Annotated in this window: 14 protein-coding genes and 1 riboswitch; of the genes, 4 read left to right on the top strand and 10 right to left on the bottom strand. The window is 36.1% G+C overall.

Annotation, left to right across the window (positions count from 1 at the left end):
• Positions 1-64: 64 nt before the first annotated feature.
• Positions 65-595, bottom strand: coding sequence for a YehS family protein (locus CQZ94_RS16525; protein WP_105586237.1), 531 nt, complete (start codon positions 593-595; stop codon positions 65-67).
• A 230-nt stretch (positions 596-825) separates the two neighbouring features.
• On the opposite strand from CQZ94_RS16525, the gene CQZ94_RS16515 reads away from it, so the two are divergent.
• On the top strand, positions 826-1,026 hold the full coding sequence (locus CQZ94_RS16515; protein WP_105586235.1) for a hypothetical protein: 201 nt from the start codon (positions 826-828) through the stop codon (positions 1,024-1,026).
• Between the two features lie 349 nt (positions 1,027-1,375).
• On the opposite strand, the gene CQZ94_RS16510 is transcribed toward CQZ94_RS16515, so the two are convergent.
• From CQZ94_RS16510 to rlmD, 3 genes are all read right to left on the bottom strand, one after another.
• Entirely contained in the window at positions 1,376-3,394 is a 2,019-nt protein-coding gene (locus CQZ94_RS16510; protein ID WP_105586234.1) for a GAF domain-containing sensor histidine kinase, read from the bottom strand.
• A gap of 213 nt (positions 3,395-3,607) precedes the next feature.
• Positions 3,608-4,597 (bottom strand): tRNA dihydrouridine synthase, encoded by a 990-nt coding sequence (locus CQZ94_RS16505; RefSeq protein ID WP_105586233.1) that lies wholly within the window; start codon positions 4,595-4,597, stop codon positions 3,608-3,610.
• 222 nt (positions 4,598-4,819) lie between these two features.
• On the bottom strand, positions 4,820-6,196 hold the full coding sequence (gene rlmD, locus CQZ94_RS16500) for a 23S rRNA (uracil(1939)-C(5))-methyltransferase RlmD (protein WP_105586232.1): 1,377 nt from the start codon (positions 6,194-6,196) through the stop codon (positions 4,820-4,822).
• A 121-nt stretch (positions 6,197-6,317) separates the two neighbouring features.
• Positions 6,318-6,419, top strand: a riboswitch (purine riboswitch).
• Between the two features lie 207 nt (positions 6,420-6,626).
• On the opposite strand from rlmD, the gene CQZ94_RS16495 reads away from it, so the two are divergent.
• The gene (locus tag CQZ94_RS16495) at positions 6,627-7,823 is read left to right on the top strand and encodes a NupC/NupG family nucleoside CNT transporter (RefSeq protein WP_105586231.1); all 1,197 of its coding nucleotides are present in this window, start codon (positions 6,627-6,629) and stop codon (positions 7,821-7,823) included.
• A gap of 46 nt (positions 7,824-7,869) precedes the next feature.
• On the opposite strand, the gene CQZ94_RS16490 is transcribed toward CQZ94_RS16495, so the two are convergent.
• Positions 7,870-8,577 (bottom strand): hypothetical protein, encoded by a 708-nt coding sequence (locus CQZ94_RS16490; RefSeq protein ID WP_105586230.1) that lies wholly within the window; start codon positions 8,575-8,577, stop codon positions 7,870-7,872.
• Positions 8,578-9,116: 539 nt separating this feature from the next.
• Here CQZ94_RS16490 and CQZ94_RS16485 point away from each other — a divergent pair.
• Together CQZ94_RS16485 and CQZ94_RS16480 are read left to right on the top strand one after the other, a co-directional pair.
• Positions 9,117-10,199 (top strand): polysaccharide deacetylase family protein, encoded by a 1,083-nt coding sequence (locus CQZ94_RS16485; RefSeq protein WP_105586229.1) that lies wholly within the window; start codon positions 9,117-9,119, stop codon positions 10,197-10,199.
• A 116-nt stretch (positions 10,200-10,315) separates the two neighbouring features.
• Positions 10,316-11,545 carry an aminopeptidase gene (locus CQZ94_RS16480; protein WP_105586228.1) on the top strand — a complete coding sequence of 410 codons (1,230 nt, stop codon included), beginning with the start codon at positions 10,316-10,318 and terminating at the stop codon, positions 11,543-11,545.
• 41 nt (positions 11,546-11,586) lie between these two features.
• Here CQZ94_RS16480 and CQZ94_RS16475 read toward each other — a convergent pair whose 3' ends face one another.
• From CQZ94_RS16475 to gabT, 5 genes are all read right to left on the bottom strand, one after another.
• Positions 11,587-12,075: a DUF4352 domain-containing protein gene (locus CQZ94_RS16475; protein WP_105586227.1), complete on the bottom strand. Its 489-nt coding sequence runs from the start codon at positions 12,073-12,075 to the stop codon at positions 11,587-11,589.
• Positions 12,076-12,208: 133 nt separating this feature from the next.
• Positions 12,209-12,532, bottom strand: coding sequence for a DMT family transporter (locus tag CQZ94_RS16470; protein ID WP_071772037.1), 324 nt, complete (start codon positions 12,530-12,532; stop codon positions 12,209-12,211).
• A gap of 47 nt (positions 12,533-12,579) precedes the next feature.
• A complete protein-coding gene (gene gabD / locus CQZ94_RS16465; protein ID WP_105586226.1) occupies positions 12,580-14,031 on the bottom strand; it encodes an NADP-dependent succinate-semialdehyde dehydrogenase in 1,452 nt (483 codons plus the stop codon).
• A 145-nt stretch (positions 14,032-14,176) separates the two neighbouring features.
• Positions 14,177-15,529, bottom strand: coding sequence for a sigma-54 interaction domain-containing protein (locus CQZ94_RS16460; RefSeq protein ID WP_105586225.1), 1,353 nt, complete (start codon positions 15,527-15,529; stop codon positions 14,177-14,179).
• Between the two features lie 115 nt (positions 15,530-15,644).
• Positions 15,645-17,009 (bottom strand): 4-aminobutyrate--2-oxoglutarate transaminase, encoded by a 1,365-nt coding sequence (gene gabT, locus CQZ94_RS16455; protein WP_181149512.1) that lies wholly within the window; start codon positions 17,007-17,009, stop codon positions 15,645-15,647.
• Positions 17,010-17,080 lie beyond the last annotated feature (71 nt).

Here is a 17,080-nt window from a genome sequence, read left to right as displayed (position 1 = left end):
AAAAAGAGCAGGCTACTAACGTCCTACTCTACCTATTATATCATTTACTGCTTTAACAAACTTATTATCCTCTATACTTTACAGCCAATCCCTTAATGAAATTCCTTGCGTATCTATCGCCGCACTCTTTGTAATGCTTATGGCCTTTCTTTCTTAATAAAGCGCCTAATTCTCCTTTTGTTACGATGACTCCTACGCTGTCTAATATATCAAGCACATCCTCACTCGTTAAAGATAGTGCGATTTTCATTTTCTTTAAAAGAAGGTTATTGGCACTTTCATTGCTGCGTAAAGGTGCTGCTTGTCCCGCAGGTTGCCCTGGTTTCGGGTCTTGCTTTCCTCTTTTTAAAGTAATAAATCCATTTAAAAATGCCTCTAACATCATCATATCGCATGTTAGTACGTACTCATCTTCGACTACATCAGCATCTTCCGCTTCATGTTGTGGACTTCTCTTTACTTTTGTAAGCATATCAAGTACGTCCTCTTTCGTTACTTCAATGCCACCAAGATTAAATATTTCAACCATATCTATATCTTTTATATCCATAGCATATCTTACTCTTTTTAATATATCATTGTTGCTCATTGCCATTGGTTTTCCTCCTGAAATGTTGATTATAGTAATGCTTTTAGCATGTGTAAATTAATGTCGTTAAGTTACTACTTTAACATTTTAGAGGTTGGTTTTGTAGTCTTAGGTGGATTAATGCTTTTGGGGATGATTTTAAAACAGCAACATATGTTGTTTAGGTACTTTAAATTATCCATTTTAACCCAATTAAATTATAATGATACTAGAGTTACTATGGGAGGGAATCAATATTGAATTATCTAATTGGTTATAAAGATGCTGAACGAAACTTCGGACATGAGGACCCAATGCTAACAGAATATACATATGGAGAGTCAGAATCTAATACCGAAAAGCTCCTAAAAGTACAAAAGGGAGATTTTCTATTCTTTCATAAAACAATACATAACAAGCGCTATATAACCGCATATTATGTGATCGAAATGCTTTAAATCAAATTAAACATTATATCAAACTATGTAAAGAAGAATTAAAATTAAATACTGTAAAAGGTATTTTAGTTGGTAATGGGATAGCTCCTTCCTTTGACGATGATATTAATAAAGCAAAAAAGGATGGGATAATCGTGCGAAATTACGGATGGGGATTTACTATTAATTAACACACTTGAAAATGGACTAACCTGATATAGGTTAGTCCATTTCTTTTTATGCAACTCTAATTTAGTGGGCAACTCAAACATGAATGTTACGCAAAATTCAGATGAACTATATTGATTATGTTTACTTAGGTTTTACTTTTTATTTGTGGCACGGTTCACCGTAACTAATCTAAATGAGGTTATTGTTCATTATTTTCATAATTAAATTTAACAAAAAAGGTAGTGCCTTCCGATCCTGTTTGAATTTCTATTTTTGCATTATGACGGGCAGCAATGGCATAACATATGCCTAACCCCAATCCAGTTCCATTATCTTTGGTCGTGTAAAATGGAGTACCCAGTTTCTCTAATACTTCAGGCCTGATACCTTTTCCTTGATCACGCACTGCAAGCACCACACAATTTTGACCTTCCTTGTAGGTGCTAATGGTTAGAACTTTCCCTGTGCCCATCGCTTCTAAGCCATTACGGTATAGGTTTATTAATAATTGCCGTATCTCATTACGATTTAAAAGTAATTCCGGAATTTCATTTGTATCGACTTGAATATATTTATTTTGATTATACGTATCAATCTTTATTAAAGGAATAATATCGTGGATAATTGAATTTAAATCTAACATCTGCAAATCCGATTTCCTTGTATTACCCATTGAGAGAAATTCAGTAATAATAGAATTGGAACGGTCAAGTTCTTCAATCATTAAATTAAAGTACTTATTATGTTTCTCATAGATGTTCTCTTCTTTTAATAACTGCAAAAATCCTCGTACTGTTGTCATTGGATTTCTAATCTCATGGCTGATACCTGCTGCCATTTGCCCTATTAAATCTATGTTGGATAACCTTTTCAATTCCTGCTCATATTGCTTTTTTTCCGTTATGTTTTTAAAAATACAACAAATACCATCATCATACGGGTATGCAATAACTTCGTGCCAATATTCATCAGAGGTAGAAAGAAATTCGAAATGAACTGTAGTTCGCTCTGACATTGCACGATGAAATTCCTTATACATAACTGTGTCGACGCTCCTCGGGAAAACCTCCCGTATATTCTTGCCTAATACATCTTTTGCTGTTTTTCTTTGTGGAAAATATTGATGCTTATTTACGTACGTAAATTCCCATTTATTATTCAAAGTAAAGAATCCATCCATAATACTTTCAATCACACTTGTAACTTTTTCATTAGCAGCAGCTAGTTCTCTCGTTCGCTCTTCCACCATGCTTTCAAGTTGATCCATATATAACAAGTTTGAAAACGTAGGAGCTGTGGCATCAACGATAGATTTTGCCAGTTGAATTTGGGAATTATCGTAATTGTGAGCTTTTCCCTCTTTGCCAACGACGATTAACCCTAATACTTCTCCCATTGAAACCAATGGAATCATCAGTAGACCCTTACTATCTATATTTTTTGTTTGAATAACCTCTTGGATCTTGGCTTCATAGCTTTTCTCCATCCAATCCGCTTCTGTCCGATCACAGTCCTTGCTTAACTTCGTTGTTTTAATCGTTGTTTTGTCTAGCGGGTCTAAAAGGTGGGCAGCCACGTTTTTACTCTCTAAAATCTGTCCTAAGTAAAAAAAACATTTATCAAAACTCTCCTGTATCGAGGAACACATTGATAAATCACGGGTAACATTTAGTAACAGCTGCTTCTCGGCAATAAGGTTTTCCTTTTGTGTTAAATTATTTGCGTTTTGAATTGCGACCGCAGCCATATTTACATAAGCTTCAACACTTTGAATTTCTGAATCTGTTAAGTTCATTGGAGTTCCATAATCAAATAAAAAAACCAGACCAAATAACTCTTGCCCAAATGAGATAGGCAGGGCTAATAAGGACTTAATTTTGAACGCATCAACTGGTCTCGGATCCGGCCGATGATCCTTTGAGGTATCAGGGATATAGATGGTTTTTTTGGTTTCAATAACTTCTTTTGCCAGTAAGTCTATTTCAGGATCAATTACCTGAGTATCGAGCGTTACGCCATTTATGGTCTCTGGTTTTCCTGCAAACCCTCTAAATGTTCCATCTTCCTGGGGTAAATAAATTCCAACAGCGTTGCATTGAACAATCTCCTCTGATATCGCCATTGTTACACGCTGCAATACTTCACGTAGTTCTAATTTTGTATTTATTATTTTTGTTATATCCGCGAGCCTAGAATATCTCGCCTGATCACTTAACATTCACATAGCCTCCAATTATAGGCATAATAAAATAAACATGATAATATCAGTGAAAATCAAGACCAACCTGCCATTTTCAATTTTCTCCTGTATTCTTTTCTTACCCTTGTTTTACATAGAATACCTCACTTACTTATGATACGGTTCACCTTAATTAAAATGAAACAAACACTCATAAAATCGCTACACCCCATCCCCTCTAACTTTCAAAAGTTACACTGTTTCACTATCTCCATCCTTATCAACACTAGCCTCAAACTTATCAAGCAATGCACGCACTTCATCAGTTGATTTCGTGTTCATCAATTGATTTCTTAATTCAGCAGCTCCAGGGAATCCTTTTACATAAATTTTGAAAAAGCGATGAAGCCCTGTGATTGAACGTGGTAGTACTTCTGCATATTGATCTTGAAGATCAAGTTGTAGTCTTAGAAGATCAAGATGTTCTTTACTGCTATGCTCTCTCGGCTCTTTTTCAAAAGCAAACGGATTTTTAAAGATACCTCGCCCGATCATAACGCCATCAATACCGTATTTTTCAGCAAGTTCCATTCCAGTTTGACGGTCAGGAATGTCTCCATTGATTGTTATTAGCGTATTTGGTGCAATGCGGTCACGTAATTTTTTAATTTCCGTAATTAGCTCCCAATGCGCATCTACTTGGCTCATTTCTTCTCTTGTACGTAAATGAATAGAAAGGTTCGCAATATCTTGTTTGAAAATATGCGTTAACCACTCTTCCCACTCATTTAACTCTTTAAAGCCAAGTCGTGTTTTCACGCTGACAGGTAGTCCGCCAGCTTTTGCGGCTTGAATAAGTTCTGCCGCAACGTCTGGACGTAGAATAAGACCACTACCTTTTCCTCTTGATGCTACATTCGGTACTGGGCAGCCCATATTAATATCGATGCCTTTAAATCCTAGTTCCGCCATGCCAATACTCATTTGACGGAAATATTCAGGATTATCTCCCCAAATATGTGCCACCACCGGCTGTTCATCTTCTGTAAAAATTAAACGGCCACGTACACTTTTCATACCCTCTGGATGACAGTAGCTATCCGAGTTTGTAAACTCTGTGAAAAATACATCCGGTCGACCGGCCTCACTTACTACGTGACGAAAAACAACATCTGTCACATCTTCCATTGGTGCAAGTACAAAAAATGGTCGTGGTAAATCACGCCAAAAATTATCTATCATTTCAAATTCAAATCCTCTCACTATGAATACAATTTCAAACTCTCAATTAAAAAATATAAAGCCAAATGTTACAATTATTTATTATCAAACGCCAGTACATTTGGACATTTATAATTTGTGAAAATCAGCAATATTTATTTTAACTAAAATCGTTGCTGAATGGTATTTTTATAAACCAAAAAGCAGATGGTATAGATTTTTTCTATATCAACTGCTTTTCTATTATACCAACTTAAGCCAAGCTACACACTCTACATGCGTAGTATGCGGGAACATATCAACAGGTTGTACTTCCTGTGTTTTATATCCGCCTTCTTCTAGTACTTTTAAGTCGCGTGCTAATGTTGCTGGATTACATGATACGTATACGACGCGCTTTGGCTTCATGTCGATGATTGTGTTTAGTAGTGCTTCATCACAACCTTTACGCGGTGGGTCTACGACCATTGTGTCGGCGATTACGCCTTCTTTGTACCATTTTGGAATAACTACTTCTGCTTCTCCTACGCCAAATTCAGCGTTTGTCATGTTGTTTAGTGCTGCGTTTCGGTTTGCGTCCTCGATTGCTTCTGGAACAATTTCAACACCGTACACTTTTTTCGCTTTTTGCGCTAAGAATAAGGAGATTGATCCGATTCCGCAATATGCATCGATTACTGTTTCGTTACCATTTAATTTTGCATATTCTAACGTTTTATCGTATAGCACTTTCGTTTGTTCTGGGTTTACTTGATAGAATGAACGTGCTGAAATCGCAAATTTAATGTCACCGATAAAGTCATAAATATATTCTGATCCGCACAGTACTGTCGTCTTATCTCCGAAAATAACGTTTGTACGTTTCGTATTTACGTTTTGAACGATTGATTTTACTTCTGGGAATTTCGCTGCGATTTCTTCAATGATTGCTTCTTTATTTGGCAGTTCAGCCGTACGTGTAATAAAGACAAGCATAATTTCCCCTGTTACTTGTCCGTAGCGAGCCATTACGTGGCGAAGTGTTCCTTTGTTACGCTCTTCATTGTAAGCCGAAATACCGTACTTTTCACAAATACGTTTTACTTCTTGAATTAATGTATCGTTTTCTTCTGCTTGAATTAAGCATGATTCCATATTAATGATGTCATGCGTTCCTTGACGATAGAAACCAGCTACAAGTCCACCTTCACGTTCTCCAATTGGCACTTGTGCTTTATTACGGTATACCCATGGGTTCTTCATGCCAAGTACAGGATGAACAGGAACTTCACTTAATCCACCGATGCGCTGCATAACGTCACGTACTTGTTTTTCTTTCGCTTTTAATTGTCCTTCATATGTTAAGTGCTGAAGTTGACAACCGCCGCACTCGTTGTATACGGGGCATTCTGCATCTTTACGATATGGACTTTCTTGATGAAGCTTCATTAAACGACCAAACGCGAAGTTTTTCTTCACTTTAATAATTTTAATTTGCGCTTCCTCACCTGGTAATCCGTTTTTTACGAAAATAGGATATCCTTTCACTTTCGCAACACCGGCACCATCATGTGTTAAATCTTCAAACACTACATCTATAAACTCGTTTTTTTCAACTGGTGGCGTCATTTTTGTACTCATTTTCCGACCTCTCTTTTTCATAACACTGCGTTACATTTTATCATACTTATATGGTCTATTTCTATCGGAAGAAAAAAAGCTATTGACGATAGTTCTCTAGTAATGTTACGCTACTACTAATTTAATACGGACGATGTTACCTCATATATAGTCGATAATATGGATCGAGAGTTTCTACCCGGCAACCTTAAATTGCTGGACTATGGGGAAAACTAATGAATATTAGCTTGTTTTTTGTATAAAAAGACTCATATTGATTAGCTTTCTCTCATAGATGAAAGTGAATCCATATGGGTCTTTTTTTATTTTTACTTTTCCAAAAGGTCAGACATCTTACGTATGACATAAAACCTTTACTACTTTATTTATTAGTCATATAACGAGTGTTTTATGTAAAAACTTTATACGAACTTCTGAAAGGGGCAACTACATGCAATATGTAATGAGCGTTATCGGTATCCTTGCCGTGTTAGGTTTATGTTTTGCTTTCTCAAACAACAAAAGTAAAATCAACTTCCGTGCAATTGCTATTATGATTGGTTTCCAAATTTTAATCGGTTGGTTTATGTTTGGCACAAAAATCGGTCAGCAAATCATCATTTTAATTAGTAAAGTTTTCAACAAACTAATTAAACTTGGTACGACAGGTGTCGATTTTCTCTTCAATGGAATCCAAAGAGATTTTGTCTTTTTCTTAAACGTATTATTAATTATCGTATTTTTCTCAGCACTACTTTCTATCTTTAGTTATTTAGGTGTTTTACCATTCATCGTTCGTATTGTCGGCGGTGTAATTTCAAAAATTACTGGTTTACCACGTGTTGAATCATTCCACGCAGTGAACTCTGTATTCTTCGGTTCAAGTGAAGCATTAATCGTTATTAAAAACGATTTACAGCATTTTAATAAAAACCGTATGTTTATCATCTGTTGCTCAGCAATGAGCTCAGTTTCTGCTTCTGTAACAGCATCATACGTAATGATGTTAGATGCAAAATATGTACTAGCAGCTCTTCCGCTAAACTTATTCTCAAGCTTAATCGTTTGTTCATTATTAACGCCTGTTGATACGCAAAAAGAAGAAGAAACGGTACAAAAATTTGATAGAAACCTATTTGGTGATAGCCTTATCGGTGCAATGATTAACGGTGCGCTTGATGGTTTAAAAGTAGCTGGTATCGTTGCTGCATTAATGATCGCCTTCATCGGCGTTATGGAAGTTGTAAACTACGTAATTAGTGCTGCTTCTGGTGCAATGGGATACGCTGTTACTTTACAACAAATCTTCGGTTATATACTTGCTCCATTCGCATTCTTAATGGGTATTCCAACTCAAGATATTATCCCAGCTGGTGGTATTATGGGTACGAAGATTGTCTTAAATGAATTCGTAGCAATCCTTGATTTAAAAGGCACTGCTGCAACATTATCTCCACGTACAGTTGGAATCGTTACAGTATTCTTAATTAGCTTCGCAAGTATTAGCCAAATTGGTGCGATTGTTGGTACAATCCGTGCCCTTTCTGAAAAACAAGGAAGCGTCGTATCTAAATTCGGCTGGAAAATGCTATTTGCATCAACACTTGCTTCTATTTTATCTGCAACAATCGCTGGATTGTTTATTTAATAAAAAATCACCTTACTCTTTTAAGTAAGGTGATTTTTTTGATTCTTTATGAAATCGAACGGAATTCAATCACTTCTTCTTTACTAATAAGCTTTCCTTCGTGTATACCTTTTACTGAAATATCAATAATGGATTTATCCTCTCCTTCAAGCTTACCCAAAGAAAATATATAAATTAAATTTTGTTCTTTTAGCATCCATTGCTTGCCATGCCAGGGCCCCGTTATCTTTTGTTCCAAAGATGTTTTTTCTTCTCCAACATACTGACATTCTCCAAACGAAGTTTTTACTATATTTTTCTCAGTATCAATTACTATATTTCGAAATAGCTCTAAGTTTTTACTTGAAACAATTTCTATCTCATGGTTACTTTTTTGCTTAAATTGAAGTTTTCCGTCACTTGTATTAGATAAATTACTATTCTTAACGGCGTTCCTAAAAAAGTTATATTCTTCTTCCGTAACACCAAAATTCGGATGATAAGGCTTCACCTGCTTATCTATATGCCCCGATATATATTTTACATACCATTCTCTATCATTTTCCACATGCTCTCTCATTTTTTTAGTAATAGCCTCTACTTTTTTACGGGTATCACGATCCATCTCAATCGTCATAATATCCGCCGTCACTTCCGCGTTCATAAGATGCGGCGGAATATACTCTTCCACACTATTCGCCTTACTCACTTCGCTTTGACAACCGACTATAAATAGCGATATGAGAAGGATATATACTATTTTTTTATATTTCATTTCTGTTCTCCACTCCGTACATCATTCTTACTTAAATTTATAGCGATTCTTATTATAGTCCAAAATCCTTATATTTTAATAAGAACCACTATTTATATGCAAAATTGCATATTAACAAGCCTTCCTCTTACTTTAAAATTAGCTTAAAACACTTTCCAAATTATACAAATAACAAGCACATAATGTTATAATTTGGAAAAACACATTGGAGGACTTTATGAAAATTCACGCCCTTATCGATTTCTTACATTTACTAGTCTTGACCATGAAAAGCTATTATGTATGGGGAATGCCAATCTATGTCTTCATTATTCCTCTTATTTTTGTAGTAGGTTATATCATTATCAGCTCTAATAAAAAACGAAAGACTACATCTATTCAAAGTCACTAATCTATCGCTCTAATAGCTCCTCCTAAAAATCATATTCCCCTCATTTTCTTCAAATGATATGATGAACAAGGGTATATCCCCACCACTCTTATAGCGGTGGGGATTTTAATGTAAGTATGCAACATAATACACAATAGAAGGTGATTTCATGAGAAAATACGCAGCGATTGCTTTATGTACGTCTGCCATTCTAGCAGGTTGTAATACTAGCAATGTAAGTCAAGAACCTAAAAAAGAGAAAAAGGTTCAAGAAGTTAAGAAACAAGAAGAGACTGTGCAAGAACAAGGTAAAATTTCTTATAATCCGATTACACACGAATCTACAAACACAAGTATTCAAATTACAGACATAAAAGATTCTTTAACCGAAGTGCAGTATAAAATTTGGCGTACTGCTGATGGAAAAGAAACTACTAAATCTTTTTCTTCTAAAGAAAAGGAAAAACAATTCACAATTTCTTTTGATATAAAAGAATTTGAAGGAAAACGCGGTGAATATCAAATTGAAGCAACAGGAACAACAGAGGGCGGACAAGCTATTCCACTTACGAAGTCTACTATTACTTTCGAGCAAAAAATTCCTGTTCTTATGTATCATGCAATTGATGATTATCACGGGCAAGGCATTAAAGACTTATTCGTATCACCTGCTAACTTTGAAGCACAAATGAAATATTTAAAAGAAAACGGTTATACATTGTTAACGTTTGAACGCTGGGGCGATATAAATAAAGTGAATAAGCCGATTTTCGTTACATTCGATGACGGTATGAAAAATAATATGAATGCATTTCGTGTTTTACAAAAGCTAAAAGACGATACTTTCAAACCAACAGCAACAGAATATATGATTGTTGATAATGTTGCTGTAGAAGGAGCTCTTTCTACATCTGAAATAAAAGAAATGATTGATTCCGGTATTTTCTCTGTACAATCTCATACAGCAACGCATGCAGACTTACCAAAGATTACAAACTATGAAGAAGAACTAAAAGGATCGAAGGAAAAGCTAGAAAAAATAACAGGTAAGCCTGTTATCGCAATTGCTTATCCATTCGGTCATGTAGATGATAAAGTTGTCGCAGAGACAAAGAAATATTATCAATTTGCAACGACAACGAAACCTGGGCAGTTCATTACGAAAGGTGAACCAGATGAGTTGTTAAAGATGAAGCGTGTTCGTATACATCATACAACTACAGTAGAACAGTTTGCCTCTTCAATTAAGTAAATGTGAGGGCTCAATATATTTTGAGCTCTCTTTTTACGTTATATTTATATATATTTTTTGAATTTTCTTGTATTATATATAGTAAGAAATCTTTCAAACTAAAGGAGATTATACATATGTCATTTGAACAAACGTTAGAGAAATATGCTGCCCTTGCAGTCAATGTTGGTGTTAATATTCAACCCGGACAAACTTTATCAATTAGTGCACCTCTTGAAGCTGTACAATTTGTACGCCTCGTTACAGAAAAAGCATATAAATCTGGTGCAAAACACGTATATGTGGATTGGAATGATGAGACATTAACACGCTTAAAGTTCGATCTAGCTCCTGAGGAAGCATTCGCTGAGTTTCCATCTTGGAAAGCACATGCTCGTGAAGAATTAGCAAAAGAAGGCGCTGCATTTATGTCTATTTATGCAGAAAACCCTGATTTATTAAAAGGTGTAGAACCAACACGTATCGCAACTGCTCATAAAGTAGCTGGAGAAGCGATGAAAGTATACCGTGATTATGTACAAGCTGATAAAGTTAGCTGGTGTGTAATTTCTGTTCCTACAAAAGAGTGGGCTGCAAAAGTATTCCCTGACGTAGCACCAGCGGAACAAGAAGCAACGCTATGGGACGCTATCTTCAAAGCTACTCGTGCTGATTTAGAAAATCCTGTGGAAGCATGGAAAGAACATGATGAAACGCTACATAAAAAAGTTGATTACTTAAATGAAAAACATTATAAAGCTCTTCACTATACAGGCCCTGGAACAGACTTAACGATCGAACTTCCAGAAAAGCATGTATGGGCTGGTGCTGGTAGCTTAAATGAAAAGAACGTACCATTTATGGCTAACATTCCAACAGAAGAAGTATTTACAATGCCACTTAAAACAGGTGTAAACGGACAAGTGTCTAGTACAAAACCGTTAGCATTTGCAGGTAACATCATCGATAACTTTACGTTAACATTTGAAAATGGACGTATCGTGGACTATAAAGCTGAAGCTGGTGGGGAAGCTTTAAAACATTTAGTAGAAACAGATGAAGGTTCTCACTTCTTAGGAGAAGTAGCTTTAGTACCTCATGACTCACCAATTTCAAATACAAATATTTTATTCTACAATACGCTATTTGACGAAAATGCATCTTGCCACCTTGCAATCGGAAATGCTTATGCATTTAACTTAGATGGCGGAAAAACAATGACGAAAGAAGAACTTGCTGAAAATGGTGCGAACGCTAGTATTACACACGAAGATTTCATGATTGGATCAGCTGAGCTTGATATTGACGGTATTACAGCTGATGGCAAACATGAGCCTATCTTCCGTAAAGGTAACTGGGCGTTTTAAATTCATTAATATAAAAACACATTGGATTACCCAATGTGTTTTTATTTGTTAGGCTTCAATTCAAATTTTATCGTTCTATTCTCATGTGTAAACTCAGGCCTATATGTGGCGATATATGTATTTTCTTTTGTTACATCAAATAGCATGACGTCTTGGATTTTTTCATCTGGTGCTAACTTTTTACTAATGAAGCTATCATATTTATATTCTTTAAATTTTGTACCTTTCTTATCCGTAATCTCAAATTCGTAAAATGCAAAAGGTATTTCTTTTTTACTATTATTTTTCACCGTGAAAACAATCCCTAAAATATCATCTTTCTTTTTATCTGTGGTGTAATCTGGATACCCTAATTGAACTGAATCGAGAGTTACTTGCAAACCATCCACGTCCACTGTCTCTCCTATTTTATAAACTTTATCTTGAACGTCCTCTTGTTTACTTTCATCGCTATTTTTAGATTCCATACAAGCACTTAAACTAAAAGCCATTCCACAAATCAACACAATTCGACTCACTTTTTTTAACATACTCTTCCCTCCTTATGAGACAAGATTTTTATATTTATCATAGCAAAGCTCTTTACGTTTTCTTGTCATATTTTGTCGTATTAATTGCTAACTGCACAAATAGAAAAAAGCTATCTTATACAAAAGATAGCTTTCATGATGCCGATGATACTTTAAGTCCAATTACTCCTAGAACAATAAAGAGAATACAACACGCTTGGAATAAGTTAATATGCTCTTTAAAGAAGTACACACTAATAATTGTAATAAGTAGTGTCCCTAGGCCGGACCAGATCGCATAAGCAATGCTTAAGTTAATCTTCTTTACAACGATAGCAAAGATACTGAAACAAATACCATAAAAAACGAAAATAAGGACACTTGGAACAAGCTTTGTTAAACCGTTCGATAACTTCATCGCAATCGTTCCAGCTACTTCAAAAATAATTGTTACGAGTAATAATAGCCAATATACCATACTAGAATCTCCTTCTCTGTTACCTTATAGAGATTCTAGTATACTACTTATAGCCCTAACGAAATATATTTAATTTCTAAATATTCCTCGATACCGAAATGGCCTCCTTCACGACCGATACCACTTTCTTTAAAGCCACCAAACGGTGCTTGTGCAACTGATGGAAGGCCATCGTTTAAGCCGATAATTCCGTACTCTAACGCTTCGCTAATTTGGAATGCTTGGCTAATATCTTTTGTGAAAATATAAGCAGCCAAGCCATATGGTGTATTATTTGCTCGCTCGATTACTTCTTCAACTGTTTTAAATTTAGCAACTGGTGCAACTGGTCCAAATGTTTCTTCATTCATACAAAGCATCGTGTCATTTGCCAATCCAATTACTGTTGGCTGAATGAAATATCCATCTAACTCTGCAAATTTTTGGCCACCATATAAAACTTCTCCACCCTTTTGAATAGCATCTTCAATATGTTCTTGCACTTTCGAAATTGCATTCGCATCAATAAGTGGACCTACAGTTGTTCCTTCGCCGAATCCGCCTCCAACTTTAAGCTGCTCTACAGCTTTTGTGAACTTCTCTGCAAATTCTTCGTACACTTCTTCTTGAACAAAGACGCGGTTTGTACATATACACGTTTGTCCTGCGTTACGGAATTTCGAACCGATTACCGCTTCTACCGCCTTATCTAAATCAGCATCATTCATAACAATAAATGGAGCGTGACCACCTAATTCAAGCGAAACCTTTTTCATCGTTTGCGCAGCGCTAGCCATTAATTCTTTCCCAATTTCAGTTGATCCTGTAAAGGAAACTTTTCGAACGCGCTCATCTTCCATCCACGTATCAGCAATTGCCTTTGCGCTACCTGTTACAATATTTATTACACCTTTTGGAATGTCTGCTTCATGGGCTAGTTCAGCTAATTTCAATGCAGTTAACGGTGTTTGACTTGCAGGTTTTACAACTGCCGTACAGCCTGCTGCAAGTGCTGGAGCTACCTTTCTCGTAATCATAGCAGCTGGGAAGTTCCACGGTGTAATAGCTGCCATAACCCCAACTGGTTGCTTCATAACTAAAATGCGCTTATTCGGATGAGAAGCAGGAATCATTTCACCGTATATTCTCTTTCCTTCTTCTGCGTACCATTCAACAAAACTATTTGCATAATTCACTTCACCAAGTGCTTCTGCAAACGGCTTCCCTTGTTCTCTCGTCATAATTGCTGCAATTTCTTCTTTATTTTCATCAATGAGTGTGAACCACTTTTTTAACTTTACTGCACGATCCGCCGCCGTTAATTTTGACCATAATTTAAAAGCCTCATGTGCAGCATCAACTGCTTGCTTTGCCTCTGTAATCCCGCCCTTTGGTACAGTTGCAAATACTTCCTTTGTCGCTGGATTGTTTACTTCGATTTGTTCTTGCAGTGTAATCCACTCACCATTTATATACATCGCCTTTTTCTCTAAGTTTACGAACATCGCTTTTTTATCCAATGTTTTCTTCCTCCTCTATAAAGTGAAACTTTAATCAGTGGGGGACCCACTGATTATTAGTTGAACCAATCGGGCATTTACGGGCAGTTGTTCTCCCTCTTATCCATTTGTCTTCATCAATTTTCAAGTGGGTCCGTACTGCCCGTTAATGCGGGATAAACTTCTTAATTTTTCTAGTAGCAGCAGATTGACTTATTTGCAAAAATTCAGCTACTTTATAACTTGATCCATACGTTTTATACGCTTTAATAATAATATTTCTCTCTACCTCTTCCAGCATTCTATAAAGACTTTGTCCGGATTGTTCAACTGTAGCCTCTTGCATAGATAGTGGCAAATCTTCTACCATTACAAAATCATCTGCAGTGATAACAATTCTTTCAATTACATTCTCTATTTCCCTATTGTTTCCTTCCCATGGATATCCGACAAACATTTGTAACGTACTAGGTGCTAACTTCACATCACGTCCGTACTTTTTATTAAAATGCTGTAAATAATGATAGATGATCGGCAAGATGTCCTCTGTTCTTTCCCGAAGTGGCGGAATTGAAATTGGAATGACATTCAGACGATAGTATAAATCTTTCCGGAATGTTCCTTGTTTCACCATCGTACTTAAATCTCTATTTGTTGCCGCTACAATTCTAACGTCCACCTTTTTTAATTCTCTTCCGCCTATAGGGCGAAACGTTTTTTCTTGCAATACTTGCAAAAGCTTCGCTTGAATTTCAAGCGGCATTTCACCAATTTCATCTAAGAAAAGGGTCCCTTTATGTGCTGATTCTAGTAATCCCTTTTTCCCTTCACGATTTGCACCTGTAAAAGACCCACCTGAATATCCAAAAAGCTCAGATTCAATTAAATTCGTCGGCAATGCCGCACAATTAATTTCATAGAAACTTTCATGCTTCCGGTTACTCACTTCATGTAAATGACGTACTAATCGGCTTTTCCCCACTCCAGTCTCACCTAATACGAGAACAGTACTATCCACTACAGATACTTTTTTTATTGTTTCGATTATTTTTTGCATAGCGATGCTTTTAAAAATAAGTCCTTCATGCTCATATGTTTCTCTTAATTCTTTCTTATATGTCTTTAGCTGATTATCCATTTCCTCTATCTTTTGACGTAATTGATAGAGTTCTGTAAGATCACGAGAATAACTAATCACTCTTCTTAAATTTCCCTCATCATCAAAAACAGGCCTTGTACGAACATGCAAATACTCTCCTGATTTCGTTGTTTGAACAAGTTCAACTGGTCTCTTTTTTTCAATCACTTCTAATGTTGCCGATGGATAAAAAATCCCTTCTTTCTGTAGTTCTTGTACATGCTTTCCTACTAATTCCTTAGCAGAGAGCTGGTAATGTCTTTCACACATACTATTTACACGTACAACGATTCCCTTATCATCCGTAACAAAAATTTCGTCAAATGCATATTCAAATACATCTTGTAAATCCATCAACACTCGTTCCTTTTCTGCAACCATCCTAGCCACTCCCTACTTCAAATCCATCGATTCACTTTACTACCTTTATTATAAAATGAATTTTCTGTATTTTATATAGAGCCGGCTAGAATGTTTGTGATTTATAATTCAGTTTTTATACACGAGCGATGTTTGCTTGCTCATAACAAGCTTGCAATGATTCTTCAATTATTGTTAAACCTTCCTCAAGTTGCTCATCTGTAATCACTAATGGCATTAACACACGAATAACAGTTCCATATGTTCCTGCTGATAGTAGAAGTAATCCATGCTTATTTGCTTCTGCACATAAATTAGCCGCTAATGCTTTATCAGGCGCTTTTGTCTTACGATCTTGAACGAGCTCGAATGCACACATTGCCCCTAAGCCGCGCACATCACCGATGCAATTATATTTGTTTTTCATCTCTTGGAATCGGTTCATTACGACTTTCCCTACTTCTATCGCTCTATCATTTAATTTCTCTTTTTCTATTACATCAAGTACAGCTAATGCAGCCGCACACCCTAGTGGGCTTCCTGCATACGTTCCGCCCAGTTCTCCCGGTGCAGACTCATTCATAATTTCTTTACGCCCAATCACACCGCTTATCGGTACACCAGCACCTAATGATTTAGATACCGTAATTAAATCTGGAACGACATCATAATGATCAATTGCAAAGTATTTTCCGGTACGACTAAAGCCTGTTTGAATTTCATCAGCTACAAATAAAATACCGTGCTCTGAACAAATACTGCGTACTTCTTGAACAAATTTCTTACTTGGAACGATAAATCCACCTTCCCCTTGAACAGGCTCCATTACAACAGCTGCAATTGTTTCTGGTGCTACTTCTGATATGAAGAAGTTCTTAAACTCTTCAATGATAAAGTCATCATACTGCTCTTCTGTTAACCCTTCTGGGCGACGGTATTCATATGGGAATGGCGCTTTATATACTTCTGGAGCAAATGGGCCAAATCCAAATTTATATGGTTTTACTTTACTTGTCATCGTCATTGTCATTAATGTACGCCCATGAAATCCTTTAGAAAATGCAATAATTCCAGGTCTCTTCGTATATTTACGAGCAATCTTCACTGCATTTTCAACCGCTTCTGCCCCACTGTTTAAAAACAGCACTTGTTTATCGAAATTACCTGGTGCTAATGCTGCCAGTTTTTCTGCCAATTCAATATATGGCTCATACATCATCACATTAAAACCAGTATGAATATATTGATCTACTTGTTTATGAAGCGCTTCTTTAACAGTAGGATGACAATGTCCTACATTAATTGTCCCGATTGCTCCTGCGAAATCAATATACTGGTTTCCATCCACATCTGTTACGAGTGCACCATTTGCAGACTGTACAAATGTTGGAATACCATTACTTACTCCTTTTGGTACTATATTTTGGCGGCGTTCTAATAAAGACGCTGCTTTCGGTCCTGGAATTTGTTCATTTACTTTAGCAAATTTTTTTGTGTTCATTGTGTACCCCATCCTTTTCTATACAATGTTTTCTCTTTATATTGCAAGATGTATGCCAACTTCCTCTTTCT

It is taken from the genome of Bacillus sp. MYb209, from assembly GCF_002975175.1.
In the GTDB taxonomy this organism is placed as follows: Bacteria; Bacillota; Bacilli; order Bacillales; family Bacillaceae_G; genus Bacillus_A.
This window is presented reverse-complemented; position numbering and strand designations above follow the sequence as displayed.

Bases quoted from the DNA above. Each gene is read 5' to 3' on its own strand.
- CQZ94_RS16475 (WP_105586227.1), bottom strand. From the start codon at position 12,075: ATGTTAAAAAAAGTGAGTCGAATTGTGTTGATTTGTGGAATGGCTTTT.
- CQZ94_RS16525 (WP_105586237.1), bottom strand. From the start codon at position 595: ATGGCAATGAGCAACAATGATATATTAAAAAGAGTAAGATATGCTATG.
- CQZ94_RS16485 (WP_105586229.1), top strand. From the start codon at position 9,117: ATGAGAAAATACGCAGCGATTGCTTTATGTACGTCTGCCATTCTAGCA.
- gabT (WP_181149512.1), bottom strand. From the start codon at position 17,009: ATGAACACAAAAAAATTTGCTAAAGTAAATGAACAAATTCCAGGACCG.
- CQZ94_RS16480 (WP_105586228.1), top strand. From the start codon at position 10,316: ATGTCATTTGAACAAACGTTAGAGAAATATGCTGCCCTTGCAGTCAAT.
- CQZ94_RS16460 (WP_105586225.1), bottom strand. From the start codon at position 15,529: ATGGTTGCAGAAAAGGAACGAGTGTTGATGGATTTACAAGATGTATTT.
- CQZ94_RS16490 (WP_105586230.1), bottom strand. From the start codon at position 8,577: ATGAAATATAAAAAAATAGTATATATCCTTCTCATATCGCTATTTATA.
- CQZ94_RS16495 (WP_105586231.1), top strand. From the start codon at position 6,627: ATGCAATATGTAATGAGCGTTATCGGTATCCTTGCCGTGTTAGGTTTA.
- CQZ94_RS16510 (WP_105586234.1), bottom strand. From the start codon at position 3,394: ATGTTAAGTGATCAGGCGAGATATTCTAGGCTCGCGGATATAACAAAA.
- CQZ94_RS16505 (WP_105586233.1), bottom strand. From the start codon at position 4,597: ATGATAGATAATTTTTGGCGTGATTTACCACGACCATTTTTTGTACTT.
- CQZ94_RS16470 (WP_071772037.1), bottom strand. From the start codon at position 12,532: ATGGTATATTGGCTATTATTACTCGTAACAATTATTTTTGAAGTAGCT.
- rlmD (WP_105586232.1), bottom strand. From the start codon at position 6,196: ATGAGTACAAAAATGACGCCACCAGTTGAAAAAAACGAGTTTATAGAT.